This is a genomic window from Variovorax sp. Soil_C_19, assembly GCF_057657255.1.
Map to the genome: position 1 here is coordinate 50847 of NZ_JBDGIV010000011.1, position 24383 is coordinate 75229.

At 70.9% G+C, this 24383-nt stretch carries 23 protein-coding genes; 8 read left to right on the plus strand and 15 right to left on the minus strand.

Translation table 11 applies throughout. The features are described from left to right. The first annotated feature begins 56 nt into the window (after nucleotides 1-56). On the plus strand, nucleotides 57-1073 hold the full coding sequence (locus AC3A6R_RS19745; protein WP_487865319.1) for an AEC family transporter: 1017 nt from the start codon (nucleotides 57-59) through the stop codon (nucleotides 1071-1073). A gap of 121 nt (nucleotides 1074-1194) precedes the next feature. Further along, a complete protein-coding gene (locus AC3A6R_RS19750) occupies nucleotides 1195-1392 on the plus strand; it encodes a hypothetical protein (RefSeq protein WP_487861852.1) in 198 nt (65 codons plus the stop codon). A 7-nt stretch (nucleotides 1393-1399) separates the two neighbouring features. Here AC3A6R_RS19750 and priA read toward each other — a convergent pair whose 3' ends face one another. The 5 genes from priA to AC3A6R_RS19775 form a co-directional block, all read right to left on the minus strand. Then, the gene (priA, locus tag AC3A6R_RS19755) at nucleotides 1400-3523 is read right to left on the minus strand and encodes a replication restart helicase PriA (RefSeq protein WP_487865320.1); all 2124 of its coding nucleotides are present in this window, start codon (nucleotides 3521-3523) and stop codon (nucleotides 1400-1402) included. 439 nt (nucleotides 3524-3962) lie between these two features. Next, a complete protein-coding gene (gene hemE / locus AC3A6R_RS19760; RefSeq protein WP_487865321.1) occupies nucleotides 3963-5072 on the minus strand; it encodes a uroporphyrinogen decarboxylase in 1110 nt (369 codons plus the stop codon). Nucleotides 5073-5118: 46 nt separating this feature from the next. Then, nucleotides 5119-5811 carry a thioredoxin family protein gene (locus AC3A6R_RS19765; protein ID WP_487865322.1) on the minus strand — a complete coding sequence of 231 codons (693 nt, stop codon included), beginning with the start codon at nucleotides 5809-5811 and terminating at the stop codon, nucleotides 5119-5121. Between the two features lie 185 nt (nucleotides 5812-5996). Next, nucleotides 5997-8237, minus strand: a complete 2241-nt coding sequence (locus tag AC3A6R_RS19770) for a protein-disulfide reductase DsbD family protein (protein WP_487865323.1) — start codon at nucleotides 8235-8237, stop codon at nucleotides 5997-5999. A gap of 66 nt (nucleotides 8238-8303) precedes the next feature. Further along, nucleotides 8304-9053 (minus strand): alanyl-tRNA editing protein, encoded by a 750-nt coding sequence (locus tag AC3A6R_RS19775; RefSeq protein ID WP_487861898.1) that lies wholly within the window; start codon nucleotides 9051-9053, stop codon nucleotides 8304-8306. A gap of 136 nt (nucleotides 9054-9189) precedes the next feature. Here AC3A6R_RS19775 and AC3A6R_RS19780 point away from each other — a divergent pair, with 136 nt between their 5' ends. After that, complete coding sequence (locus AC3A6R_RS19780) at nucleotides 9190-10551, plus strand: PQQ-dependent sugar dehydrogenase (protein ID WP_487865324.1); 1362 nt, start codon at nucleotides 9190-9192, stop codon at nucleotides 10549-10551. Here AC3A6R_RS19780 and AC3A6R_RS19785 read toward each other — a convergent pair. Further along, a complete protein-coding gene (locus AC3A6R_RS19785) occupies nucleotides 10548-11600 on the minus strand; it encodes a LacI family DNA-binding transcriptional regulator (RefSeq protein ID WP_487865325.1) in 1053 nt (350 codons plus the stop codon). The two genes, AC3A6R_RS19780 and AC3A6R_RS19785, sit on opposite strands and share 4 nt — an antisense overlap. A 211-nt stretch (nucleotides 11601-11811) precedes the next feature. Between AC3A6R_RS19785 and AC3A6R_RS19790 the strand changes: the two genes are divergently transcribed. The 3 genes from AC3A6R_RS19790 (at nucleotide 11812) to AC3A6R_RS19800 (ending at nucleotide 15425) form a co-directional block, all read left to right on the plus strand. Beyond that, nucleotides 11812-13149 (plus strand): uracil-xanthine permease family protein, encoded by a 1338-nt coding sequence (locus tag AC3A6R_RS19790; RefSeq protein ID WP_487865376.1) that lies wholly within the window; start codon nucleotides 11812-11814, stop codon nucleotides 13147-13149. A 141-nt stretch (nucleotides 13150-13290) separates the two neighbouring features. After that, nucleotides 13291-14715, plus strand: a complete 1425-nt coding sequence (locus AC3A6R_RS19795) for an amidohydrolase family protein (RefSeq protein WP_487865326.1) — start codon at nucleotides 13291-13293, stop codon at nucleotides 14713-14715. Then, nucleotides 14712-15425: a sulfite exporter TauE/SafE family protein gene (locus tag AC3A6R_RS19800; protein ID WP_487865327.1), complete on the plus strand. Its 714-nt coding sequence runs from the start codon at nucleotides 14712-14714 to the stop codon at nucleotides 15423-15425. The genes AC3A6R_RS19795 and AC3A6R_RS19800 overlap by 4 nt, the downstream gene beginning before the upstream one ends. Here AC3A6R_RS19800 and AC3A6R_RS19805 read toward each other — a convergent pair. Beyond that, nucleotides 15417-15995 carry a GNAT family N-acetyltransferase gene (locus AC3A6R_RS19805; RefSeq protein ID WP_487865328.1) on the minus strand — a complete coding sequence of 193 codons (579 nt, stop codon included), beginning with the start codon at nucleotides 15993-15995 and terminating at the stop codon, nucleotides 15417-15419. The genes AC3A6R_RS19800 and AC3A6R_RS19805 overlap by 9 nt on opposite strands. Nucleotides 15996-16014: 19 nt before the next feature. Further along, nucleotides 16015-17025 carry a zinc-binding alcohol dehydrogenase family protein gene (locus tag AC3A6R_RS19810; protein ID WP_487865329.1) on the minus strand — a complete coding sequence of 337 codons (1011 nt, stop codon included), beginning with the start codon at nucleotides 17023-17025 and terminating at the stop codon, nucleotides 16015-16017. Nucleotides 17026-17119: 94 nt separating this feature from the next. Between AC3A6R_RS19810 and AC3A6R_RS19815 the strand changes: the two genes are divergently transcribed. Continuing rightward, nucleotides 17120-18037: a LysR family transcriptional regulator gene (locus AC3A6R_RS19815; RefSeq protein ID WP_487865330.1), complete on the plus strand. Its 918-nt coding sequence runs from the start codon at nucleotides 17120-17122 to the stop codon at nucleotides 18035-18037. On the opposite strand, the gene AC3A6R_RS19820 is transcribed toward AC3A6R_RS19815, so the two are convergent. Beyond that, nucleotides 18021-18818 carry an SDR family oxidoreductase gene (locus AC3A6R_RS19820; RefSeq protein WP_487865331.1) on the minus strand — a complete coding sequence of 266 codons (798 nt, stop codon included), beginning with the start codon at nucleotides 18816-18818 and terminating at the stop codon, nucleotides 18021-18023. The two genes, AC3A6R_RS19815 and AC3A6R_RS19820, sit on opposite strands and share 17 nt — an antisense overlap. Before the next feature lie 104 nt (nucleotides 18819-18922). On the opposite strand from AC3A6R_RS19820, the gene AC3A6R_RS19825 reads away from it, so the two are divergent. Beyond that, complete coding sequence (locus AC3A6R_RS19825; protein WP_487865332.1) at nucleotides 18923-19750, plus strand: creatininase family protein; 828 nt, start codon at nucleotides 18923-18925, stop codon at nucleotides 19748-19750. On the opposite strand, the gene AC3A6R_RS19830 is transcribed toward AC3A6R_RS19825, so the two are convergent. From AC3A6R_RS19830 to AC3A6R_RS19855, 6 genes are read right to left on the minus strand one after another with little or no spacing between them, the layout of a single operon-like run. Next, nucleotides 19747-20712 (minus strand): threonine dehydratase, encoded by a 966-nt coding sequence (locus tag AC3A6R_RS19830; RefSeq protein WP_487865333.1) that lies wholly within the window; start codon nucleotides 20710-20712, stop codon nucleotides 19747-19749. The two genes, AC3A6R_RS19825 and AC3A6R_RS19830, sit on opposite strands and share 4 nt — an antisense overlap. Before the next feature lie 28 nt (nucleotides 20713-20740). Then, complete coding sequence (locus AC3A6R_RS19835; protein WP_487865334.1) at nucleotides 20741-21373, minus strand: LysE family translocator; 633 nt, start codon at nucleotides 21371-21373, stop codon at nucleotides 20741-20743. A gap of 1 nt (nucleotide 21374) precedes the next feature. Next, nucleotides 21375-22067, minus strand: a complete 693-nt coding sequence (locus AC3A6R_RS19840) for a VOC family protein (RefSeq protein WP_487865335.1) — start codon at nucleotides 22065-22067, stop codon at nucleotides 21375-21377. A gap of 14 nt (nucleotides 22068-22081) precedes the next feature. After that, nucleotides 22082-23023, minus strand: a complete 942-nt coding sequence (locus tag AC3A6R_RS19845) for a PhzF family phenazine biosynthesis protein (protein ID WP_487861835.1) — start codon at nucleotides 23021-23023, stop codon at nucleotides 22082-22084. 22 nt (nucleotides 23024-23045) lie between these two features. Continuing rightward, the gene (locus AC3A6R_RS19850) at nucleotides 23046-23687 is read right to left on the minus strand and encodes a glutathione S-transferase family protein (RefSeq protein WP_487865336.1); all 642 of its coding nucleotides are present in this window, start codon (nucleotides 23685-23687) and stop codon (nucleotides 23046-23048) included. A 5-nt stretch (nucleotides 23688-23692) separates the two neighbouring features. Beyond that, on the minus strand, nucleotides 23693-24376 hold the full coding sequence (locus tag AC3A6R_RS19855; RefSeq protein ID WP_487865337.1) for a LysE family translocator: 684 nt from the start codon (nucleotides 24374-24376) through the stop codon (nucleotides 23693-23695). Nucleotides 24377-24383: the final 7 nt, after the last annotated feature.

The following is a 24383-nucleotide window of genomic DNA, read 5'->3' on the forward strand; positions in this document are numbered from 1 at the left end:
GCCATCCGCCACAGCGTCCGGAGTTCACCATGCGGGACGCGGCGACAATCGCCTCCGTGCTGCAGATCTTTCTCGTTACCTTTCCTTTCTTCGCCCTGATCGCGGCAGGCTATGGCGCTGCCCGAGCAAGAATCCTGCCGCTCGACGCGATTCCAGGCCTCAACACCTTCGTGCTGTATTTCGCACTGCCGTGCATGCTGCTGCGCTTCGGCGCGGACACGCCGATCGGGCAATTGCTCGACGGCAGTGTGGCACTGGTCTGGGGCGTGAGCGCGCTGGCGGTGGTGGCCGGCGTGGTGCTCTTCACGCGCAACACCCGCATCGGCTGGAACGACGCCTCCTTCGGCGCGCTGGTCGCGGCCTTTCCCAACACCGGCTTCATGGGCGTGCCACTGCTGGTGGCGCTGCTCGGCGCCCAGGCCGCGGGCCCGATGATCATCACCATCGCCTTCGACCTGGTCGTGACCTCGTCGCTGTGCATCGCGCTCTCGCGCCTGGACGGCGCCGGTGCCGGGCACCACGGGCCCCGGCCGGCGGCGCGGCAGGCGCTGCGCGGGGTGCTGGTCAATCCGATGCCATGGTCGATCCTGCTCGGCGTGCTGCTGTCGGCCGCGGAGTGGCGCCTGCCGGGGCCGGTCGACCGCACCGTGGCCATGCCGGCGGATGCGGCGTCGCCGGTGGCGCTCTTCACCATCGGCGCGGTGCTGGCGCGCTCGGCGCTGCTGGCGCGCGAGCATGGCGCGAGCGCGGCCGTGGCGGCGGCCATGGGCACGCGGTCCGCGCCGCGGGCCGAGGCGCCGCTGGCCGATGTGGCGCCGGTGGTGCTGGTCAAGCTGATCGTGCACCCAGTGCTGGTCTGGCTGGTCGCGCAGGGCGCCGTCGCGCTCGGGTTGCCGCTCTCGCAGCCGGCGCTGATGGTGATCGTGCTCGTGGCGGCGCTGCCGAGCGCGAGCAACGTGTCGATGCTGGCCGAGCGCTTCGGCGCCGACAACGGCCGCATCGCGCGGATCATTCTCTGGACGACGGTCGCCACCTTCTTCAGCTTTCCGCTCGCGGTGAGCCTGCTGCGCTGAGCCGCCCCGCGCCGCCGCGTCGGCCATTCGGCCGGGCTGTTGTTACCACTTCGGATGAATACTTGAGTTTGCTAATGTGCTGATAGAGTGGTGGCGAATCAATGGATGAATGGGTAGCAACATGGCCGTACTTGTTCGAATCCTGCTTTGGCTGGCCTGGGCCGGCGCTGCCGGATGGGCGTGGCATGCCGGGGTGCTCGGCGCCGGCACCGCGCTGGCGCTGGGCGCTTTGAGCCTGGTGGTGTTCGCCTGGCCGGGCAGCATCGTTCGGCGCCGCGGCGGCGGCGAACTGCGCTACGTCGACATGGGAAAGCACTAGCGGACGCTCAGATGCTGTGCGGATCGACGTCCACCAGCCAGCGGATCACGCCCTTGCCCTGCGGCGTGCGTCTGAGCGCATGCAGCAACGGCTGCCATTGCGCGAGCAGGCGCTGCAGCGCGGCGCGTGACGGGCTCTCGATCAGCATCTGCGCCCTTTCCACATTGGCGACGCGCTGTATCGCGAGCGGCACTGCGGGGTAGCGCACCACGCGATCGGCGCCCTCTAGCGCCTCGGCGGCTTCGTTTGCGGCATTCAGGAAGGCCTGCGCGGCTTCCTGCGTGCGCGCGTCGGCGCGCAGCAGCGCCTGGAAGGCGAACGGCGGCATGGCGGCGGCGGCGCGCTCCTCGAGCTGCTGCGCCGCGAAGGCCGCGTAGTCGTGCCGGCGCAGCGCGGCAAAAAGCGGATGCTGCGCATGGTGCGTCTGGATCCACATCTCGGCCGTGCTGCCCTGCGCTGCAAGGTAGGCGGCGTCGCGGCCGGCGCGTCCCCCCGACTGCATCAGCAGGCTGAACAGCCGCTCGGGCGCGCGGAAGTCGCTCGAGAACAGCGCGCCATCGGGGTTCACGGCCGCCACCAGCGTGATGCGCCGGAAGTCGTGCCCCTTGGCGATCATCTGCGTGCCGACCAGCACGTCGACCTCGCCCGCATGCACGGCCGCGAGCTGCGATTCGAGCGCGCCCTGCTTGCGCGTGCTGTCGGCGTCGATGCGCGCGATGCGGACAGGGCTGCCGTCGGGCCGCCGCACCGCGGCGAACAGTTCGGCCAGGTGCTCCTCGAGCCGCTCGGTGCCGCGTCCGACCGGCGCGATGTCGGGATTTCCGCAGGACGGGCAGGCGTGCGGCACGCGTTCGGTGAAGCCGCAGTGGTGGCAGCGCAGCGTGCGGTCGATCTTGTGGAACACGCGGTAGGCGCTGCAGTGCGGGCATTCGCTCTTCCAGCCGCAGTCGGCGCAGGCCAGCACCGGCGCATAGCCGCGCCGGTTGAGGAACACCATGCTCTGCTCGCCGCGCGCAATGCGCTGGCCGATGGCGTCGAGCAGCGCGGCCGAGAGCACGGTCTTCGGCGGCTGCAGGTTCATGTCGACCAGCCGCACCGCGGGTAGCTCGCCGGTGCCGATGCGCGACGGCATCGCCAGCCGCACATAGCGCCCGCCCGGGTCGTCGGCCGCGGCGGGCCGGCTCTGGTGCCAGCTTTCGAGCGAGGGCGTGGCCGAGCCGAGGATCACCTTCGCGCCCTCTCGCTGCCCGCGCCATACGGCGAGGTCGCGCGCCGAGTAGCGCGCGCCTTCCTGCTGCTTGTAGCTCGGGTCGTGCTCCTCGTCGACGACGATGAGCTTCAGGCCGGGCATCGACGCGAACACCGCCATGCGCGTCCCGAGCACGATGCGCGCGGCCCCGCCGTGCGCCGCGAGCCAGCTCGCGAGCCGCTGCGGATGCGTCATGCCGCTGTGCATCGACACCACGGCCTCGTCGCCGAAGCGGGCCTTGAAGCGGGCCTCGAGCTGAGGCGTGAGGTTGATCTCGGGCACCATCACGAGCGCCTGCGCGGCGGGGTCGGCCGCCAGCAGGTCGGCCACGCAGCGCAGGTAGACCTCGGTCTTGCCGCTGCCGGTGCTGCCGACCAGCAGGAAGGTGCCGCTGCCTTCCGCGAGGCGGGCCAGCGCCGCCGCCTGCTCGGCGCTCAGCGCGACCGGGTGGGCGGATTCGGCCGTGCTGGCCACCGGGCCGGCCGCGCTCCGGCGCTTGAGCCGGCGGGCCAGCTGCGTGGTGCTCAGGTCGCGCAACTGCGGCGGCAGCGCCGCCAGTGCGATTTCGCCGATCGAGCGCTGGTAGTAGCGCGCCGCGAAGCCGACCAGGTCGCGCCAGGCATCGCCGAGCGGCGCCAGCCCGTCGAGCGCGGCGCCGACGGGCTTGAGCGCCATGCCGCTGTCGCCGTCGCGCGCGGCGGCCGCCTCCCAGACCACGCCGAGCACTTCGCGCCGGCCGAGCGGCACCCGGACCAGCGTGCCGGGCACGAGCGGCGCGGCGCTGGCGTAGCTCAGCACATCGCCGAGCGCGCTGTGCGCCGGCGTCTGCACTGCGACGCCGACCTGCCACTGCAGCGGCCCGTCCGCCGTGGCCGTCGTCATCGTCGAATCCCGCTCCGGGGGTGGGCTGGCGTTGGAGATAGGCCGTTCTCTCTGCGTAAGTTTGTTAAGGCTACTTGGAGCAATGCTGCTTAAGTGATTGATTTTTCAGTGCTTTGGCAGTCATCCAGAGTTTCTGTGGATAACTTTGTTGACAACCGGGCTCAACACGTCGCCGAGCCTTGCAGATCAAGGCTCCGGCTGGAATGCCCGTAAAAAAAGCAAAACTCGAAACCTATATGAATCAACCACTTAGAGGCACTATCCGCTGGAGGCAAAGTAGAAGCCGGCCCAAAAAATCTTGCGCAGTGCAACACGCGTTTTGTGCATAAGTCAGGTCCGCCGACCGCTTTTTTTGCTTGACAAACCGCGTCGGGCAGGCTTTTCGGGCGGTCCCGCGCGGCCCCTCGGCATCGCCTGGGAGCGCGTGGTTCCGGGATTGTTACTTGCGCAGGGCGCGCGACTGGCTGTGGACCGCCTGCACCAGCGCGGACACATGCTCGGGCGGCGTGAACTGGCTGATGCCGTGGCCCAGGTTGAAGATGTGCGTCGGGCCCGGCTGCCGGCGGTCGGCGTGCGGTTGGCCGAAGGCCTGCAGCACCTTGGCCACCTCGGCCTCGATCTGGGCGGGCGGCGCGAAGAGCACGTTGGGGTCGATGTTGCCCTGCAGGGCCTTGGCCTTGCCGTCGTTGTCCTCGCCGACCTGCCGGCGCGCGGCCGAGAGGTTGACGGTCCAGTCGACGCCGAGCACTTCGCAGTCGAGCGCGCGCATGGCGTCGAGCCAGAGCCCGCCGCCCTTGGTGAAGACGATGCGCGGGACGGGCTGGCCGTCGGCGCCGTTGCGCTTCAGCCCGGCGAGCACGCGCGCGGTGTAGGCCAGGCTGAACTCCTGGAACGCGCCGTCGGCGAGCACGCCGCCCCAGCTGTCGAAGACCATCACGGCCTGGGCGCCGGCGTCGATCTGGGCATTGAGGTAGGCGGCCACGGCGTCGGCGTTGACCGCGAGCACGCGGTGCATCAGGTCGGGCCGCCCGTAGAGCATGCTCTTCACGAGCCGGTAGTCGCTCGAGCCCGCGCCCTCGACCATGTAGCAGGCGAGCGTCCAGGGGCTGCCCGAGAAGCCGATCAGCGGCACGCGGCCGTCGAGCGCCTTGCGGATCGAGGCCACGGCATCGAACACGTAGCGCAGCTTCTGCAGGTCGGGCACCTCGAGCGCCGCCACGGCGGCTTCGTCGCGCACGGGGCGCGCGAAGCGCGGGCCTTCGCCCGCCTCGAACGACAGGCCGAGGCCCATCGCGTCGGGCACGGTGAGGATGTCCGAAAAAAGGATGGCGGCGTCGAGCGGATAGCGCGCGAGCGGCTGCAGCGTGACCTCGGTGGCGTAGTCGACGTTGGTCGCCAGCCCCATGAAGCTGCCGGCCTTCGCGCGGGTGGCGACGTATTCGGGCAGATAGCGCCCGGCCTGGCGCATGAGCCAGATGGGCGTGTGGTCGGTGGCCTGGCGCCAGCAGGCTCGCAGGAAAGTATCGTTTTGCAATGGGGCGAAAGGCATGCCCCGATTGTCGCAGGGGCGGCAGGCCCGGCCCGCCCGGGGCGGATCAGGTCTTGTACTTGACCGAGCAGCCGTAGGGCCGCGTCGAGGCCATGGAGATCGGCTTGCCGCCGAAGACCTCGCCGAGCGCCTGGTTCACATAGTTCGTGGCGGTCTTGATGTCGTCGGGCCGTGCCGACGCGATGCTGTCGATGCCGCCCGCATACACCAGCATGCCCTTCGGATCGATGATGAAGATGTGCGGCGTCGTGCGCGCGCCGTAGGCCTGGCCGATCACCCCGTCCTCGTCCATCAGCACCGCGGTCGGCGCTGCCTTCTGCGACTTCATCCAGGCGTCGAGCGCCGCGGGCTGCAAATAGTCGCTGGCGGCGCGTTCGGTGGAATTCACGGCCAGCCAGACCACGCCCTTGTCGGTCGCCGCCTTCTGGGTGGCGGGCATGTTGCCGCCGCCGTAGTGCTTGCGCACGAAGGGGCAGCCCGGATTGGTCCACTCGAGCACCACGAACTTGCCCGCGAAATCCGACAGCTTGTGCTTGTTGCCCGCGGTGTCGACGGCGACGAAGTCGGGCGCCTGCTGTCCCACGGCGGGCGCGGCGAAGGCGTGGTTGCCCATCAGGAAGGTGGCGCCCAGCGCAACCGCGGCGGCCACGACGGCGCGCCGCGAAGCGCGGCTCAATGCGGCACGGGCCTGGCGCGCGGCGCGCAGGGAGCGAGAGTCGGACGATGGCGAAGGGGACATGGCCAGCTTGAACTCCATATGAAAAAACGAAACGACGGCGACAGCTTAGAGCGCTTTGCTCATGTGCATGTGACAACCCATGTCAGTGGCGCCCGGCCGCCCGAAGGCACTGACGCGCCCCCTCGGGGGGCAGCGGACCGCGCGAAGCGGGGGAGCGTGGGGGCGTTTCATCATGCACCGGGTCATCAAAGTGCGGCGAGTGCGGCGCGCACCTCGTCCTTGCCGAGGATCTCGGTCAGGATGACCGGCGGCCGGCCCGGCGCCTGCAACACGTAGAGCGGCACGCCGCTGCGCCCGAGCGCGGTCAGCGCGGCCGTGATGGCGGGGTCGCGGCGCGTCCAGTCGGCGCGCAGCATCGCCACGTTGCGGCGGTCGAAGTCGGCCAGCACCTCGGTATCTGCGAGCGTGGTCTTCTTGTTGTACTGGCAGGTCACGCACCATGCGGCAGTGAAGTCGATGAACACCGGCTGGCCCGCCCCGTTGAGCGCCGCCACGCGATCGGCCGACCACGGCTGCCAGCGCTGGCCCTCGCCGGCCGACGCCAACTGCTTCGCGGGCTCCACCGTCTGCAGCACGTTGGGTCCGATCGCCGCGGCGAGTGCGGCCGTCAAGGCGACGAGCACCGTGGCGATCACCATCCGAGTGCGGCCGCGCAGCGTGAGCGCCCAGACGACTGCTGCCAGGCACACCAGCAGCGCGAGCAGCGTGCCGGCGCCGTCGATGCCGCTTTGCTGCCCCAGCACCCAGACCAGCCAGGCCACGGTCGCGAACATCGGAAACGCGAGCAGCCGGCGCAGCGTGTCCATCCAGGGGCCGGGCGCCGGCAGCAGGCGCGCCACGGCCGGCACGAAACCCGCCACCAGGTACGGCAGCGCGAGCCCCAGGCCCAGCACCGCGAACAGCAGCAGCGCCTGCGCCGCCGGCAGGCCGATCGCGAAGCCGAGCGAGGCGCCCATGAAGGGCGCGGTGCACGGCGAGGCGATCACCACGGCCAGCACGCCCGAGAGAAAGTCGTTCATGACCGGGTGCCTGGCCTGGGCCGTGCACAGCGACGACGGCGCGACATGGCCGAACTCGAACACGCCCGCGAGGTTGAGCCCGAGCAGCGTGAACAGCGCGGCCAGCGCCGCCACCACGGCCGGCGACTGCAGCTGGAAGCCCCAGCCGAGCTGGGCGCCCGCGGCGCGCAGCGCCAGCATCGCTCCGCCGAGCGCCAGGAACGAGAGCATCACGCCCGCGGTGTAGGCCAGGCCCGCGGTGCGGTGCGCGCTGCGGTTGCCGGCCTGCCGCGTGAAGCCCAGCACCTTGATGGCCAGGATCGGGAACACGCAGGGCATGAGGTTCAGCAGCAGGCCGCCGAGCAGCGCGCCGAGCAGCGCGACCGCGAACGTGGCGGCGGGCTGCGGCGCCGGGCCGGTCGGTGCCGCGACCGTACTGCTGCGGGATGCCGCGTCGGCCGCGTTGGCGGCGAGCGCGGCCTGAAGCGCCGGCGAAACCTCGGCGCGCGGCGCGACCGCCGCAGGCCAACTGCCGCTGACGGGGGCCTCGGTGCGCCAGGCGACGGGCTGGCCCGCCGTGCGGTCGGACTCGGCGAGCGCCACCACCAGCGGCAGCGTCGAGGGGCTGGCGCTGCGCTGCTCGGCGAGCGGCACGGTCGCGGTCCAGCTGCCGTCGTCCTGCCAGCGCTGGGTCCAGTCCTTGCCCTCGACCGCGGCGGTGTGGATCAGTTCGGGCGTCTCGGGAAAGAACGCCAGCGTCTTGCCCCGCACCGCGGCGGGCAGGCCTTCGAGGCGCACTTGCAGGGTGTTGCCGCGGACCTCGACGGCACCCTGTTGGGCCAGAGGCCGCGGCTCGGCGGCGCGGGCGGCATCGAACGCGGGCTTGTTCAGCGCGGTCGAGCCGCGCAGCGGCAGCGCCAGGCTGAACTCGCCTTCCTCGGGAATGCACTCCTTGCGGCAGACCAGCCAGCTGGCCTTGAGCCGGATGTCCATGGCCTGCGCCTGGCTGCCGAAGGCCAGCGGCGGCTGGAAGGTGCTTGCCACCTCGAGCGGCACCGGCAGCAACACCGTGCCTTCGTAGCCGTAGTTGGCCAGCGTGCCGATCGGGATCTTGCGCGGCACCGGCCAGGCGATGTCACCGGCCGAGACGCCGGCTGGCAAGGTCCAGTTCAGTTCGGTGGGCAGGCCCGAATCGCCGGCGTTCTTCCAGTAGGTGTGCCACTCGGGCTGGTGCGTGATCTGCAGCCCGATCCAGACCGGCGCGCCGGGCGACACGCCGTCGGGCGCATGCGCGACCAGTTCGGCACGCACGTGCGGGGTGGTGACGACGGGGCCGGGGTTGGATGCCAGCTGCGCCGCGGCCGGCAGCCAGGCTGCGGCTGCCGCGATCAGGAATGCAGCGGAACGGAAGAAACGGGGAAGGATCATGCCGTCAGTCGGAGCGGGCCGGGGGTGCGAAGTTCCGGAGACCGGCGCCGGGTGGCGGTTTCAGCGTCATGCGGCCCAGCCCAGCACCACGCGGCGGCTGTTGGCGCTCTTCTTCTCGATCTTGGTCACCACCACCGCGCCGATCTCGGCGGTGTTTGCCACGTGCGTGCCGCCGCAAGGCTGGAAATCGATCTGCGCCTCGGCCTCTCCGCCGATGCGGATGGTGCGCACCGTGCCGGTACCGCGCGGCGGCTGCACGCTCATGCTCTTGACCAGCGCCGGGTTGGCGTCGAGTTCGGCGTCGGTGATGGCCCCCACGGCGAGCGGATGCGCCGCGGCCACGAGCCGTGCGAGGCCGGCGGTCAGCGCTTCCTTGTCGAGCGGGTCGGTCATGTGGAAGTCGATGCGCGCGTAGTCGGGCGTGATCGAGCAGCCGTTCACCGGCACCGGCACGAGGTGGCAGAGCAAGTGGCTCGCTGTGTGGAAGCGCATCAGCCGGTGGCGGCGCGCCCAGTCGAGGCGGGCGGTCACCGTGTCGCCGGGCTTCAGCGCGGCCAGCAGGCCGGCCTGTTCCGGCGCGGGCACGTGGACGATCTCGCGCGTGGGCTGGCCCTCCGCGTCCTTGCCCTTGCGGGTGTCGGCGATCGCGAGTTCGCGGCCGTCGGCCAGCACCAGCACGCCGGCGTCGCCAGCCTGCCCGCCGCCCAGGGGGTAGAACACGGTGCGGTCGAGCACGATGCCGGCCTCGTCGATGCGCAGGATGCGGGCGTCGCAGGCGCGCAGGTAGGCGTCGGCTCGGAACAGGTCGTCGGTCATGCGGCCGATGGTAGCGGCGATGCGCGCATGGGGTGCGCCCACGCCAGAAAGCGCCCACGGCCGACAGCCGGCGGCGAAGTCGTCCGCATGATCGGGCGGCATGCGGCCATGGTGCCGAGACAACCGAGGATCGCGTATGCGCATGACGAAAAAGCTACCGAAGAACATCGCCCTCGCCCCCGCCTGCGTGGCTTCGCTGGCCGCGGTGCTGGCACTGGCCGGCTGCGGCGAGGCCGCCAAGCTGCCGCCCGAAGCCACCGTCGGCGCGCAGCCGAAGCTGGCGGAGCCCAACAAGACGCTGATTCCCACCGTCAACGTGGCCGAGGCGATCGGCTGGACCGACACCGCCGCCCCCAAGCCCGCCGCCGGCCTGCGTGTCGCCGCGTTCGCGCGCGGGCTCGAGCATCCGCGCTGGGTCTACACGCTGCCCAACGGCGACGTACTGGTGGCCGAGAGCAACAAGCCGCCCAAGCCCGAAGGCAGCGATGCCGGGGGCCCGATGGACAAAATCCGCAAGTGGGTGATGGGAAAGGTCATGGGCCGCGCGGGCGCCAACGTGCCGAGCCCGAACCGCATCACGCTGCTGCGCGATGCCGACGGCGACGGCGCGGCCGAGGTGCGGCAGGTGTTCTTGTCGAACCTCAAGTCGCCCTTCGGCATGGCGCTGGTGGGCAGTGAACTCTTCATCGCCAATGCCGACGCGCTCGTGAAGGTGCCCTACACCGAGGGCCAGACCGCCGCCGGCGGCACGCCCACCGAGGTGACGCCGCTGCCCGCGGGCATCAACCACCACTGGACCAAGAACGTGATCGCCAACGCCGAGGGCACCAAGCTCTACGTCACGGTCGGCTCGAACAGCAACATCGGCGAGAACGGGCTGGACGCCGAAGAGGGCCGCGCGGCGATCTGGGAGGTCGATGCGAAGACGGGCGAGAAGCGGCTCTTCGCGACCGGCCTGCGCAACCCCAACGGGCTGGCGTGGGAGCCTTCGACGAAGGCGCTCTGGACCGTGGTCAACGAGCGCGACGAGATCGGCAGCGACCTCGTGCCCGACTACCTGACCTCGGTGAAGGAGGGCGCCTTCTACGGCTGGCCGTGGAGCTACTTCGGCAACACCGTGGATGCGCGCGTCGAGCCGCCGAACCCCGAGATGGTCGCCAAGGCCATCGCGCCCGACTATGCGCTCGGTTCGCACGTGGCCCCGCTCGGGCTGGTGTTCTCCGACGCGCGCGGCATGCCGCCCGCGTTCGCGAGCGGCGCCTTCATCGGCGAGCACGGCTCCTGGAACCGCAAGCCGAAGTCGGGCTACAAGGTGGTGTTCGTGCCGTTCGCCGACGGCAAGCCGAGCGGGCCGCCGGTCGACGTGCTCACGGGCTTTCTGTCGGCCGACGAGAAGGCGCAGGGCCGGCCGGTGGGCGTGGCGCTCGACAAGGGCGGCGCGCTGCTGGTGGCCGACGACGTGGGCAACGCGGTCTGGCGCGTGTCGCCCGCCAACTAGGGCTGGCGGCGCGCGGAAGACAGGCGCGGCACCAGCTGCGCCTCGGGCCCGTCGACGCGGCGCTGGCCGGTGTCGCCGCGCAGGTGGTCGAACAGCAGCGCAATGGCCTGCTGCGCCACCTGGTCCAGGTGCAGGTCCACGGCCGTGAGCGGCGGCACGCAGGTGCGCGCGCGCAGGCCGTCGTAGCGCGTGGCGACCATCACGTCGTCGGGAATGCGCCGGCCGGACGCCAATACCGCCTCGACCGTGCCCGTGGCGAAGGCGTCCACCGGCACGCAGAAGGCATCGATGTCGGGATCGGCCGCGAGCAGCGCCAGCGCGGCCTCGCGGCCGCCGTTCTCGCCTTCGGCCTCGTCGACCAGCGACAGCAGCGGCACCTGCCCCTGCGCGGCGGCGAACGCCAGGTACGCCGCGCGGCCCTCGAGGTACGAGTTGCGCTGCGCCGAACCCAGGATCATCGCGACCTTGCGTGCGCCCTGCGCGTGCAGGTGGTCGAGCAGCAGCGCCGTGGTGCGGCCCGAATGGATGTCGACGTAGGGCGGCAATGCCGGCGCGCTGTCGTCCTCGGCATCGCCGGCGGCCGGCTTGCCGATGGCCACCACCGGCAGGCCACGCCGCTGCAGGTAAGCCAGGTTCGGGTCGCCCGCCGAGGGCTCGATGACCAGTGCGCCATCCACATCGAGCAGCTCCATCGGCACGCGCCCTTTCTCCATCGGCGGCGCCAGCACCAGCGCCAGCCGGCGGTCGAGCGCCTCGGCCGCCGCGACGGCCGCCACCTCCATCAAAAAGCCGAGCCGCGACGGCCCCCCCGCCACCGCGAACGGCATCGACGACAGCAGCACGATCATGTGCGCCTCGCCGGTGCGCAGCCGCTGCGCATTGCGGTTGGGCCGGTAACCGAGCTTCAGCGCCGCCTGCTCGACGCGCGCCCGCGTTTCCGCGTCGACCTGGCCCCGCGCGTTGAGCGCATGCGAAACGGTCGTCGGCGACACGCCCGCTTCGCGCGCCACGTCCTTGATGTTGGCGCGCGGCGATGGATGGGTATTCATCCCGTTGACCTTTTCAAAAAGCGGTGATTCAATTCCCAAATCGTTTTGGGGCGCGTTGCCACCGGAATGTACTTCACCCGCTTCGGCGGCTTTTTTTGCCAGTGCACCCAAATCGATTTGGGCGCGGTCCAGGTTCAAGGATTCCGTCATGTCCCGTGTTCCCGATGCCTCTGCTGTGCTTCCCGCCGCGCCCGCGGCCGCTCCGGCCGCCATGGTCCCTGCCACCCCAGCCCCTGTGGATGCGATGTTGCCGTTGTCCCAATTGCTGCTGTTCGGCCTGCAGCACGTGCTGGTGATGGCGGCCGTGCCGATCACCTCGGTGTTCCTGGTGGCCAAGGCGCTCGGCCTCGACGCGGCGCTGACGGTGAACCTGATCAGCGCCACCTTCCTGCTGTGCGGCATCGGCACGCTGCTGCAGTCGTTCGGGCCGTGGAAGTTCGGCGCCCGGCTGCCCTTCGTGATGGTGCCCGGCGGTGCACCGATCGTGATGTTCGTGACCATCGCCCAGCAGCGCGACCTGCAGACCGCCTCGGGCGCGGTGATCCTCACGGCGCTGTTCTACTTTCTGGTGCTGCCGGTGTTCGCGCGCTGCCTGCGCTACTTTCCGAAGATCGTGATCGGCACCTTGCTGCTGCTGGTGTCGATCAACCTCGTGAAGGTCTACGGCGGCATCATCGCGGGCAAGGCGGGCTCGGCCACCTTCGCTGATCCGGTGAACATCGGCCTGGCGCTCGCGACCATCGGCTTCACGGTGCTGTTCGCACGGGTGTTCAAGGGCACGCTCGGCCAGCTCGCGGTGCTGCTCGGGCTCTTGGCAGGCACGCTGCTGGCGGCCGCCTTCGGGCTGATGGATGCCAGCAGCGTGGCGACGGGGCCCCTCTGGAGCGCGCCGACCCTGCTGCCGTTCGGCATGCCGCGCTTCGACATCGTGGCGGCCGTGCCGCTCCTGATCTTCAGCATCATCTCGATGGTCGAGGCCACCGGGCAGACGGTGGCGGTGGCCGACGTGGTGGGCCGCAAGATCGACCCGCGCGACGTGGTGCCGCGCACCATCCGCGGCGATGCCGTGGTGTCGCTCGCGGGCGGGTTCTTCGGCACCTCGATGATCATCACCAGCGGCGAGAACATCGGCATCGTGCGCGCCACCAACGTGCGTTCGCGCTACGTGACGGCGGCTGCGGGCGTGATCCTGATCCTCATCGCGCTGTCGGCGCCGCTCGGCCGGCTGGCCGCCGCCATTCCATCGGCCGTGGTGGGCGGCACCGCGATGGTGGTGTTCGCGATCATCGGCACCATGGGCATCGACATGCTGCGCAAGGTCGACTTGCACGAGCGCGGCAACATGTTCGTGCTGGCCGGCGCGCTGACCATGGGGCTGCTGCCGATCCTGGTGCCGGGCCTGTACAGCCGCTTTCCCGACACGCTGCAGCTGGTGCTCGGCAATGGCCTGGCGATGGGCTCGCTGACGGCAGTGGTGCTCAACATGGTGTTCAACCGCGTGCATGCCGACGGCGTCGAAAGCCCCGCGGAAGCGCCCGCGCCGCGCTGAGATGAACCCACCCCGTCCCTCGCGCACTTCGTGTCGCTCGACTCCCCCTCAAGGGGCGCACCCGGCGGCCCGGCAGAGCCGGTTCCACGGGTGCCCTGGCATCGGGCCTTTTAATTTTTCCGTTACTGCCTCTTCCCCACCATGTCTCCTGAACTCGACGCCGCGCTCTTCGCGGCCGACGAGCTGCTGCTCGTTCCCGACCACCTGATGCTGCGCGAGGGCCCGACGACCGGCCATGCCGTGCGCATCGAAGGCGGCCGCTTTCGCGATGTCGGCCTCGCCGACGCGCTCATCGCGCGCCATCCACAGCTCACGCCGCTGCACCTGCCCGGCAAGCTGCTGATGCCCGGCATGATCGACGCGCACCACCACCTCACGCAGTCCTTCGGCAAGTCGCTGGCCTATGGCGAGCCGTCCGAGATCTTCCGGCGCGTGTGGGTGCCGCTCGAGGCCAGCCTGGACGACGAGTTCGTCTACATGGCGTCCAAGCTCGCGGCGCTCGAGTCGCTGCGCGGCGGCTTCACCACCGTGTGCGATGCGGGCACGCGCGCGCCGGGCGACATCGGCGCCGTGGCCACTGCCGTGCAGGAGGCCGGGCTGCGCTGCGTGCTGGGCCTGATCTGCAACGACGGCGGCAACGACAGCAGCGCGGCCGACCGGCAGGCGATCCGCGCGCAGGCCGCGCAGTTCCTGCAGCGCTGGTCCGATGCGCCGCTGGTGCATCCCTCGCTCGCGATCTCGGTGCCCGAGGCCGCCTCCGACGAGATGCTGGTGGCGGTGTCGGCCCTGTGCGCCGAAGCCAGCACCGTGTTCCAGACCCACGTGAACGAACACCTCGCCTCGGTCGAGCGCTCGGTGGTGCAGCGCGGCCGGCGCCCCCTCGAACTGCTGGCGCAGTTGGGCGCGCTCGGGCCGCAGGTGCTCATCGCGCACGGCACGCTGGTCACGCCCGCCGAGCTCATGCTGCTGCGCGACACCGACACCGCCGTGAGCTACAACCCGGTCGCGAGCCAGTGGAAGGGCAACGCCGTGGCACCGGCCAACCTGATGGCCGCCCTGGGCATCCGCTTCGGGCTGGGCACCGATGCCACGCGCAGCGACGCCTTCCGGCTGATGGACGCGGCCGAGGCGGCGCAGAAGCTGGCGTTCGGCATGGCGATCGGCGATGCGTCGAGCGGCGGTGGCTGGACCTGGTTCGACCATGCGACGCACGAAGGCGCGCGCGCAGTCGGCCTGGGCCACCTGACCGGCGAGATCGCCGTCGGCAAGGCGGCCGATTTCCTGGTCATCGATGTCGACACGCCCGAGATGTGCACCTCCGTCGACCTGACCTGGGACCTCGTGCGCCTGGGCAACCGCGACCAGATCACGGCCGTGTTCGTCGACGGGCGCCTGCGCCTGTGGCAAGGCTGGCCGCCCGACTGGGACGCGCGCGCGCTGCAGCGGGAGCTGGCGCGCGTGGCCCATGCGGCCATGGACCGCGCGCCCATCGTGCGCCTGCATCCGCCGGCGGCCGAGCACCGGCGCCTGGCGGCGGCTGCCGGCATGGGACGGAATCCACAGTGAGCACGCAGCATCTCGTCCTCGTTTCGCTTGCCGTGCTGTTCGCCGCCTTCGTGCAGGGCGCGACCGGCGTGGGCTTTGCGTTGATCGCCGCGCCGGTGATCGGCATCGTGCGGCCCGACCTGCTGCCCGTGTGCGTGCTGGTGCTGATGCTGCCGCTCAACCTCTACGTGCTGTGGCGCGAGCGCGGCGCCGTCGACCGCATCGGCGCGGGCTGGATCAGCGGCGGGCGCGTGGTCGGCACGGCCGGCGGGCTCTGGGTGCTGGCGGCGCTGAGCGCGACGCACCTGTCGCTCTTCGTCGGCATCTCGACCATCGCGGCGGCACTGGTCACCTTGATGATGCCGGCCTTCTCGCCGGGCCGCACCGCTTTCGTGTCAGCGGGCCTCATCACCGGCGTGACCGAGACCGCGACCGGCATCGGCGGCCCGCCACTGGCGCTGGTCTACCAGCACCAGCCGCCGCCCACGATGCGATCGACCATCGCGCTGTGCTTCCTGGTCGGCGAACTGGTGTCGCTGGCCACGCTGATGGCGATGGACCGCATCGACGGTGCGCAGCTCGAGGCGGCGGCGCTGCTGTTGCCCGCACTCGTCGTCGGCGCGGTGCTCAGCCGCATGGTGCACCGGCGGATCAATGGCCGCCTGCTGCGGATCTTCGTGCAGGTGTTCGCGATCGTCTCGGGCGCCGCGCTGCTGCTGCATTCAATCTGAGGCGATGCGCGCGACACGCGCGATGCGGTAGAGCCGGTGGCGGCGCTGCGCATGGCCTTCGGGCACGCCGGGGTGGTCGAAGGCGCCGACCCGGTCCTCGTGCATGCCGATGCGCTCCATCACCGCGGCCGAGCGGACATTGCCGGCGGCCGTGAACGCGATGATCTCGTCGAAGCCCAGGCGATCGAAGCCCACCTGCAGTGCGCCGCGCGCGGCTTCGGTCGCGAAGCCCTGGCCCCAGGCATGGCGCGCGAGCCGCCAGCCGATCTCGACGCAGGGCGAGAAGGGCAGCGTCGCCAGCGGTCGGTTGAGGCCGGTGAAGCCGATGAATTCGCCCGTGGCTTTTTGTTCGACCGCCCAGAAGCCCCAGCCCTGCTCGGCGATGCGTGCCGCGATGCGAGCAGCCATCGCATCGCTGTCGGCGCGCGTGGGCAGCGGCAACAGGAAGGCCATCACCTGCGGATCGGCCGCCATGGCGGCGAACGGTGCGAGGTCGCTCTCCCGCCATTGGCGCAGCCGCAGCCGCTCGGTGTCGAATTCGATGATGGGGGGTCGGGTGAGCTCGGCCATGCGGCCGATTGTGCGCAGATCAGAACCCGGCCAGCACCACCTTGCCCTGCGCCTTGCCGCTTTCGATCAGCGCATGCGCGCGTTGAAGGTTCGCGGCGTTGATGGTGCCGAAGCTCGCATTCGCCGTGGTGCGGATGCGGCCCGCGTCGACCAGCGCGGCCACCTCGGCCAGCAGTGCGCCTTGCGCGGCCATGTCGGGCGTCTCGAAGCGCGAGCGCGCGAACATCATTTCCCAGTGCAGCGAGATCGACTTGGTCTTGAGCGGCATCGCGTCGAGCAGCTTCATGTCGTCGATCACCGCGAGCTGGCCCTGGGGCTTGAGGCTTTCGATGATCTGCGCGTAGTGCTGCTCGGTCTGGGTCAGGCTCGCGACCATGTCGACCTGGCCGATGCCCGCGGCCTGCAGCTCCGCGGCGAGCGGCTTCGAATGGTCGATGACGGCATGGGCGCCGAGCGCCAGGCACCAGGCGCGGGTCTCGGTGCGCGAGGCGGTGGCGACCACGCGCAGCTGCGTCAGCTGGCGCGCCAGCTGGATCAGGATCGACCCCACGCCGCCGGCGCCGCCCGTGACCAGCAGCGTCTGGCCGGCACCGCCGCCCCTGGGCACGCGCAGGCGGTCGAACAGCAGTTCGTAGGCGGTGATGGTGGTCAGCGGCAACGCGGCGGCCTGGGCGTCGTCGAGGCTCTTCGGCGCGAGGGCGACGATGCGTTCGTCCACCGTGTGCAGCTCCGAATTGGCGCCGGGCCGCACGATCGAGCCCGCGTAATACACGCGGTCGCCGGGCTGGAAGTTCTTCACCTGCGCGCCGACGGCCTCGACGGTGCCGGCGGCGTCCCAGCCGAGCACTTTGGCCTGGCCTGCCTCCGGCGCGCTGTTCTTGCGGACCTTGGTGTCAACGGGGTTGACCGACACCGCCGCCACGCGCACCAGCAGGTCGCGCGGGCCGGGCACGGGTGCGGGCAGTTCGATGTCCTGCAGGGCGTCGGGATGGTCGATGGGAAGGGGTTGGTGGTAGCCGATGGCTTTCATGGGAGGACCTTTTTTGTGCGTGAACAAACGATGCCTCGACTGTAGGATCGCAATCCTGCTTTGATAAGCAGGGTGGAACTACCAACACTTTCAAATGAAGATTGAAAATCTGTCGGACTTGCAGGTGCTTGTGCAGACCGCGCGCGGCGGCACGCTCACCGCCGCCGCCCATGCGCTCGGCATGACGCCCGCGGCGGCCAGCGCCACGCTCAAGCGGCTCGAGACGCAGCTCGGCGCGCGCCTGTTCGAGCGCTCGACACGCGCCATGCGGCTCACGCCGCAGGGCCAGACGCTGCTCGACTATGCGGTGCGCGCCTTCGAGCTGCTCGACGAGGGCGAGTCGCTGGTCACGGCCGACCGCGGCGAGCTGGTCGGCACTTTGCGCGTGGCCGCGCCGTCCGACCTCACGCGCAGCACGCTGCTGGCCTGGTTCGACGAATTCCTTGCGCTGCACCCGGGGCTGCAGCTCTCGCTGTCGGTCGGCGACCGGCTGCTCGACGTGATGCGCGACGAGGTCGACGTGGCGCTGCGCTACGGCACGCTGGCCGATTCGCGGCTGGTGGCGCGGCCCTTTGCCCAGACCAGCCCGCTGCTGACCGCTTCGCCCGACTACCTTCGGCGCCATGGCGCGCCGGCGACGCCGCACGACCTGGTGCACCACAACTGCTTGACCTTCGACCGCGGCGGGCGCCGCCATCGGATCTGGCGCTTCGTGCAGAACGGGCAGTGGACCGAGGTGCGCGTGAAGGGCGACCGCAGCGCCGACGATGCCTCGCTCGCGCGCGAATGGGCCGTGGCGGGGCGCGGCGTCACGCTGAAGTCGGCGCTCGACGTGCGCGACGACATCGCAAGCGGCCGGCTGGTGCACCTGCTGCCCGACTGGGGCACCGAGCCCTATCCGCTGCATGCGCTGCTGCCGAGCGGGCGCTTCGTGCCGGCGCGCGTGCGGGCGCTGGTCGACTTTCTCGCGCTGAAGTTCGAGGCGCTGCCGCCCGTCAGATCATCGGCGTGACGGCCCCGTCCATCGCGAGGATCGCGCCCGTGATGTAGCTCGCCTTCGGCGAAGCGAGAAAGACCACCGCGTTGGCGATCTCCTCGGGCGTCGCGATGCGGCCGAGCGGCAGCCGGCCGGTGGCGCGCTGCAGCGCTTCGTCACTGTCGATGCCCTGCAGCCTGGCGTCGGCCTTCATGCCTTCCTGCAGGCGCTCGGTCAGCGTCAGGCCGGGGTTCACCGCGTTCACGCGCACGCCCTTGGCCGCATAGGCCGCGGCCATGCCGGCGCTCACGAGCATCAGCGCCGCGTTCGCCGCGCCGCCGGCCATGTGCACCGGGCTCGCGACCTTGCCGCCCTGGCCGATCACGTTGACGATCGCGCCGCGGCCACGCCGGCCCATGCGCTTCACGACCGGGTCGATCATGTGGATGTAAGTGAAGTACTTGGCGTCCATCGCGGCATGCCACGCGTCGGCGTCGAGCTCGTCGGGTGGCGTGCGGCGCGCGGCGCCGGCCGAGTTGACGAGCACGTCGACCGGACCGAAGGCCTGCTCGGCGGCGTCGAGCGCGGCCATGGCGCCTTGCGGGTCCTTGAGGTCGGCCGCATGCACCGAGATGCGGCCCTCGGCCTGCGCGAAGCCGTCGCCCAGCGTCCTGCGGCCCTGTTCGAGATTCTGCGGGTCGCGCGACACCAGGCTCACGCGCGCCCCCTCGCGCAGGAAGCCCAGCGCGCAGGCCAGGCCGATGCCCTTGCTGCCGCCGGTGATGAGAACGTGCTGGTCCTGTAGCTGGAGATCCATGGCGTCGGTCCTTGAGAATTGCGAGGAATGCCGGGCGATTGAATCACCACCGCGAGATTCCTGCAGGCCCGCGGCTCGGCACCGGCCCGGCCTAAGATCGCGGCATGAACGCTTCCACCGTTTCCCTGCCCCGCTTCTGGGCCCAGCTCACCACGCGCGACTTCGCGGCGCTCGATGCGGCGTCCACGGTCGCCGTGCTGCCGCTCGGCGCGACCGAGCAGCACGGCCCCCACCTGCCGCTGGGCGTGGACACCGTGCTGGCCGACGGCATCGTGGCCGCGGCGCTGCCGCTGCTGGCGCCGGCGCTGCCGGTGCTGTTCCTGCCGACGCAGCAGGTCGGCCTGAGCCCCGAGCACGCCCGCTTCGCGGGCACGCTCACGCTCTCGGCCGAAACGCTGATCCGGGTGTGGAACGAAATCGGCGCCGGCGTGGCGCGCGCCGGCGTGAAGAAGCTGGTGCTGTTCAACGCGCACGGCGGCCACGTCGGCGCGATGGACATGGTGGCACGCGAGCTGCGCGCTGCGCATGGCCTCATCGTCTACAGCGTGAGCTGGTTCAACCTGCCGCTCGGCGATGCGGGCGCGCAGTTCAGTGCCGCGGAGCATCGCTTCGGCGTGCATGCCGGTGAGATCGAAACCTCGATGATGCTGGCGCTCGCGCCGCAGTCGGTGCGCATGCAAGAGGCGAAGGACTTCGGCTCCACATCGGCCGAGCGCGCCGCGGGCTACGCGATCCTGGGCAACGGCAAGAGCGCCAAGCTCGGTTGGGCGATGGAAGACTACAACGCCGAGGGCGCGGCGGGCAATGCCGCCGCGGCCACGGCGGCCAAGGGGCAGCAGGTGGTCGAAGCGGCCGCGCAGCAGTTGGCCTTGCTGCTCGCGGAGGTGTCGCGGCTGCCGCTGGACACCGCGAACACGGGGCCGCTGCCTTAGCGCGCCTGCAGCACCTCGGCGAACATGTCCGAGTCGACATTGCCGCCGGTCAGGCAGATCCCCACCCTTTTGCCGCGCCAGCGTTCTTGCTGCTGCAGTGCGCCCGCGAGCGCCGCGGCCCCCGCGCCTTCGGCCACGTTGTGCGTGTCGCTGAAGAGGATGCGCATCGCCGCGGCGACTTCATCGTCGCTCACGGTGATCACGTCGTCGGCTTCGCGCAGGATCACGTCGACGGACTCGGGCACGGGCGTGCGGCAGGCCATGCCGTCGGCCAGCCGCGTCGTCACCGGCGACTCGAGCGGCCGGCCCGCGCGGAACGAGTCGCGGTAGGCCGTGGCATGCGCGGACACCACGCCGATGAGCTTGGTCGGCACGCCGCAGTGGGCCCGCGCCGCCGCCGCCCCCGCAAAGCCCGAGCCGAGGCCGATGGGCACGAACAGCACGTCGGGCGGCGCATCGGCCAGCGCGCTGAAGAATTCGACGTACGCGGTCGCGACGCCGCGCACCAGCTCGCGGTGGAACGAGGGCACGCGGTGCAGGCGGTCGCGCTCGGCGAGCAGGGCCGCGTGTTCGGCCGCGGCCTGGAAGTCGTCGCCGTGCTCGACCAGCTGCACGCCGAGCGCGCGCATGGCGGCGTTCTTCTCGCGCGAGTTGCCGTGCGGCACCACGATGGTGGCGGCGATGCCATGGCGCCGCGCGGCGAAGCCGACCGACTGGCCGTGGTTGCCGCGCGTGGCGCTGATCGCATGGCGCACGTCGGGCTGCTCGCGCGCGAGGGTCTCGAAGTAGGTGAGGCCGCCGCGGATCTTGAAGGCGCCGGCCGGCGTGTGGTTCTCGTGCTTGGCCCAGACGGTGCAGCCGAGGCGCTCGGCGAGCAGCGGCCAGGCGTACTGCGGCGTGGGTGGCATGGCGGTGCGCACGGTGCCGAGCGCGGCCTCGATCTCTTCGCGGGTGAACCTCATCGTGCGGACCGTCTTTCTTTCTTTTCGGCTACTTGCGTTCGGTCAGCGCCACGCGCACGGCCATGGCCGCCAGCACGCTGCCCATGATGTAGCGCTGCGCTCGCAGCCAGCCCGCGCTTTGCGACAGCACGGCCGTGATGCCCGCGGCGCCGAGGATCATGAGCGTGTTGACCGCCGCGCTGCTCGCGATTTGCGCCGCGCCGAGCTGCAGGCTCTGCAGCAGCACCGAGCCGCGCTCGGGATGGAGGAACTGCGGAAAGAACGAGAGGTAGAACATCGCCACCTTCGGGTTCAGCAGGTTGGTGAGAAAACCCATGCGGAACAGCTTGCCCGGCGAATCGGCCGGCAGCGCGCGCGCCGCGAAAGGCGCATGGCCGCCGGGCCGGACGGCCTGCCACGCGAGCCACAGCAGGTAGGCCGCGCCCGCGAGCCGGATCGCGTCGAACGCGAGCGGCACGGCGAGCAGCAGCGCGGTGAGGCCGAGCGCGGCCGCGAACAGGTGCGCGAGGAACGCCAGCAGCACGCCGCCGAGCGAGATCAGCCCCGCACGGCGGCCCTGCACCAGCGTGCGCGACACGCAATAGATCATGTTCGGCCCGGGCGTGAGCGCCAGCACCGTCGAGGCCAGCGCGAACCAGGCGATTTCGGTCAGGGTCAGCATCTCAGGTTCCTTCCGATCGAAGCGTGACTGCGCCACGCGGGGTGTCGAGCACGGCCACCAGGTCGGGCGCGCCGGGCTGCACGGCGAACCCTTGCATGCCGATGGCCGCGAGCGCCGCGGCAAGATCGGCCGCGCGCGGATGCGTGGCCGCGAGCGAGCGCATCGCCAGGCCTGAAGCGGGCATCGCGTCGGTGGGGTGAACCGACCCCCACTCGATCAGCGTGGGCAGCGCGCCATAGAAGAGCCGCTGGCCGTCGTCGCGCACGGTGATCTGCCATTCGAGCCGCCCAGCGGGCGTGTCGCGCGAGGCCGCGAGCAGCGGGCCGCGATCGATCGGCAGGCGCTCGTTGTGGGCCAGCGCCTGCAAGGCGAGGCGTGCGTCGGGCACGCTCGCGACGAAGTGCACGAGCCGCGGCCCGTGCTGCACCAGCGCGGCCTGCAGCACCGGATCGTCGAGGTCGAACCAGCGCCGCGTGCCGCGCCGCGAGGGCTTCTTGTCGGGCTCGATGGCGATGATCTCGAGGTAGGCCCGCGGGAAAGCGTCGCTCGCGATGTTCAGCAGCCGGTTGTGCGTGCCCATGAGCGGGTGCGAACCGCCCGGCCCGGGCGTGACGCCGAGCGTCGCTTCGCACCAGGCCACGCCCTCGGCCAGCGAGGCGGCGGCGATCACGAGATGGTCGAGGCGGGCTTGCATGATGGAGATAGCGCCTAGAGCGTGACCTGCCCGTCGATGCAGGTCACGGCGTCGCCGCCGACCCACACCGTGCCGTCGGCGTCGCGCTCGATGTGCACCCGGCCCGCACGGCCCAGGCACTGCCCCTGCGCGGCGAGGTAGCGCGCGGGCATGAGGCCGTCGGCGATCAGCCATTCGGCCAGGCCCGCGTTGAGGCTGCCGGTCACCGGGTCTTCTTCCACGCCGAGGGGCGCGGCGAAGGCGCGCACCTCGAGATCGATCTTCGCGCCGTCGTCCGCATCGGCCCGCGCCGGTTGCCCCGCATCGCGCCGGCCGCCGAAGGCACGTGCCTCGCGGTTGGAGCGGCCGATCAGCATGGCCTCCTCTTGCCCGGCAGGCACGCCCGCCACGCCGACCTTCACGCCCAGCTCCTTGAGCAGGCGGTGGTCGGGCGCGAGGCCGAGCACGGTGTCGGCGTCGTTGAGCAGCAGGCCGAACCAGACCGGCCCGTTGTCGAGCACCTGGGCCGCCACGATCTGCTGTGCCTTCAGGCCGAGCGCCCCCGCCACCTTGGCCAGAAGGCTCGGGCTCGGCGCGCTGCGCGCAAGCGGCGGCGCCGCGAAGGCCAGGCGCTCGCCCTCGTGGCGCAGCGGCACCAGGCCCACCGCGCATTGCTGCACGATGCGCCCCGCCGCGCGCGGCTTGCCACCGGCCTGCAGCCAGGCGTGGCAACTGCCGATGGTGGGATGGCCCGCGAACGGCAGCTCGCCGCCGGGCGTGAAGATGCGCACGCGGTAGTCGGCCGTGGGCTCGGTGGGCGGCAGCAGGAAGGTGGTTTCGGACAGGTTCGTCCACTGCGCGAAGCGCTGCATCGCGGCGTCGTCCAGGCCGCTGCCGTCGAGCACCACCGCAAGGGGGTTGCCGCGCAAGGGCTTTGCCGTGAAGACGTCGACTTGCTTGAAGGGGCGGGATTTCATCGTCGGATCCGAAGGGGGCATGTCATTCGAGGCCCAGGTCGAGCACGCCGCGCGCGCCTGGCCGGGAGAGCAATTCGCCGTACCAGCGTTCGAGGTTCGGCCAGGCCGGCCGCTGGTAGTCGAGCGGCGGCAGGCCGAACCAGCGGTGGGCCTCGCAGCCGATCGGGATGTCGGCCATGGTGAAGCGCTCGCCCGTCATGTAGGGCTGGCGCGCCAGGTGCGCGTCGAGCCGCGCGAACAGCGCCTCGCTCGCGTACACCGAGGCCGCGATCAGCGCCGGGTCGCGCTCTGCCGGCGGCGTACGCACCCATTGCACGAAGGCATCGCGGCTCGCGCGGTTGAGCATGGTCTGCTGCCAGTCCATCCAGCGTTCGGCGTCGAAGCGCGCCGGCAGTTCGCTGGGGTAGAGCGTGCCGTGCGAGTGCTTGGCGCAGAGATAGCGCACGATGACGTTCGATTCCCAGAGCGTCACGCGCTCCGCGCCCTCGCCGTCGTCGATGGTGGGCACCGTGGCATTGGGATTGATCGCGAGGTATTCGGGCGTCTGCACCACGCCGGACAGGCCACCGGCCTCGGTGCGCTGGAAGTCGAGCCCGAGCTCCTGTGCGCACCAGACGACTTTGCGCACGTTGATCGAACTGATGCGGCCCCAGATATTGAGCATGGTGTTCAGCTTCCTTGGACAGGTGTGGCGGACAGGGAGGAGGGCATGGAAGGACGCTCGAGCAGCAGCAGGCGAATGGCCAGGCCGACCATCACGAGCGCAAGCAGGACGCGCTGGAATTTTTCAGCCCCCGGACGGCGCTGCAGCCATCGGCCAACCTGCCCGCTGCATGCGCCGAGCAGCGTGTTGAATGCGAGCGCGGCAGCCGAGAGCATGACGCCGAGCTGCACCAGTTGCAAGGACACGCTGCCGCGCGCCGGGTCGACGAACTGCGGCAGGAACACCATGAAGAACAGCAGCGCCTTCGGATTGACCAGGTTGTTGAAAAAGGCCATGCGCACGATGCGTGCGAAGGCGGAGGTCCGCACGCGCGTGCCGGCGGGCAATCCGCGGTCGTTGTTGCTGCTGCTGCGCAGCGACTGCAGCGCCAGCCACAACAGGTACAGCACACCCGCATAGCGCAGCAGGTCGAACGAAGGCGGCCATGCCGCCACCAGCGCGGTGACGCCGGTGGCGGCAAAGAGCGTGTGCACCAGGTCGGCCGACGAAATGCCGAGCGCCGCCGCAAATCCGCCGCGCGGCCCGTGCGCCACGGCGTGCGAGAGCACGAAGGCCATGTTCGGCCCGGGCGACAGGAACAGCGCGAGCACGGCCAGGAGGAAGAGCGCGAGCGTGGCGAGGCTGATCATGGCGTGA

Excerpts from the sequence above, each read along its gene's own strand:
- AC3A6R_RS19750 (WP_487861852.1), top strand. The coding sequence starts at position 1,195 with ATGGCCGTACTTGTTCGAATCCTGCTTTGGCTGGCCTGGGCCGGCGCT.
- priA (WP_487865320.1), bottom strand. The coding sequence starts at position 3,523 with ATGACGACGGCCACGGCGGACGGGCCGCTGCAGTGGCAGGTCGGCGTC.
- hemE (WP_487865321.1), bottom strand. The coding sequence starts at position 5,072 with ATGCCTTTCGCCCCATTGCAAAACGATACTTTCCTGCGAGCCTGCTGG.
- AC3A6R_RS19765 (WP_487865322.1), bottom strand. The coding sequence starts at position 5,811 with ATGTCCCCTTCGCCATCGTCCGACTCTCGCTCCCTGCGCGCCGCGCGC.
- AC3A6R_RS19770 (WP_487865323.1), bottom strand. The coding sequence starts at position 8,237 with ATGATCCTTCCCCGTTTCTTCCGTTCCGCTGCATTCCTGATCGCGGCA.
- AC3A6R_RS19775 (WP_487861898.1), bottom strand. The coding sequence starts at position 9,053 with ATGACCGACGACCTGTTCCGAGCCGACGCCTACCTGCGCGCCTGCGAC.
- AC3A6R_RS19780 (WP_487865324.1), top strand. The coding sequence starts at position 9,190 with ATGCGCATGACGAAAAAGCTACCGAAGAACATCGCCCTCGCCCCCGCC.
- AC3A6R_RS19785 (WP_487865325.1), bottom strand. The coding sequence starts at position 11,600 with ATGAATACCCATCCATCGCCGCGCGCCAACATCAAGGACGTGGCGCGC.
- AC3A6R_RS19790 (WP_487865376.1), top strand. The coding sequence starts at position 11,812 with ATGGTCCCTGCCACCCCAGCCCCTGTGGATGCGATGTTGCCGTTGTCC.
- AC3A6R_RS19795 (WP_487865326.1), top strand. The coding sequence starts at position 13,291 with ATGTCTCCTGAACTCGACGCCGCGCTCTTCGCGGCCGACGAGCTGCTG.
- AC3A6R_RS19805 (WP_487865328.1), bottom strand. The coding sequence starts at position 15,995 with ATGGCCGAGCTCACCCGACCCCCCATCATCGAATTCGACACCGAGCGG.
- AC3A6R_RS19810 (WP_487865329.1), bottom strand. The coding sequence starts at position 17,025 with ATGAAAGCCATCGGCTACCACCAACCCCTTCCCATCGACCATCCCGAC.
- AC3A6R_RS19815 (WP_487865330.1), top strand. The coding sequence starts at position 17,120 with ATGAAGATTGAAAATCTGTCGGACTTGCAGGTGCTTGTGCAGACCGCG.
- AC3A6R_RS19820 (WP_487865331.1), bottom strand. The coding sequence starts at position 18,818 with ATGGATCTCCAGCTACAGGACCAGCACGTTCTCATCACCGGCGGCAGC.
- AC3A6R_RS19825 (WP_487865332.1), top strand. The coding sequence starts at position 18,923 with ATGAACGCTTCCACCGTTTCCCTGCCCCGCTTCTGGGCCCAGCTCACC.
- AC3A6R_RS19830 (WP_487865333.1), bottom strand. The coding sequence starts at position 20,712 with ATGAGGTTCACCCGCGAAGAGATCGAGGCCGCGCTCGGCACCGTGCGC.
- AC3A6R_RS19835 (WP_487865334.1), bottom strand. The coding sequence starts at position 21,373 with ATGCTGACCCTGACCGAAATCGCCTGGTTCGCGCTGGCCTCGACGGTG.
- AC3A6R_RS19840 (WP_487865335.1), bottom strand. The coding sequence starts at position 22,067 with ATGCAAGCCCGCCTCGACCATCTCGTGATCGCCGCCGCCTCGCTGGCC.
- AC3A6R_RS19845 (WP_487861835.1), bottom strand. The coding sequence starts at position 23,023 with ATGAAATCCCGCCCCTTCAAGCAAGTCGACGTCTTCACGGCAAAGCCC.
- AC3A6R_RS19850 (WP_487865336.1), bottom strand. The coding sequence starts at position 23,687 with ATGCTCAATATCTGGGGCCGCATCAGTTCGATCAACGTGCGCAAAGTC.
- AC3A6R_RS19855 (WP_487865337.1), bottom strand. The coding sequence starts at position 24,376 with ATGATCAGCCTCGCCACGCTCGCGCTCTTCCTCCTGGCCGTGCTCGCG.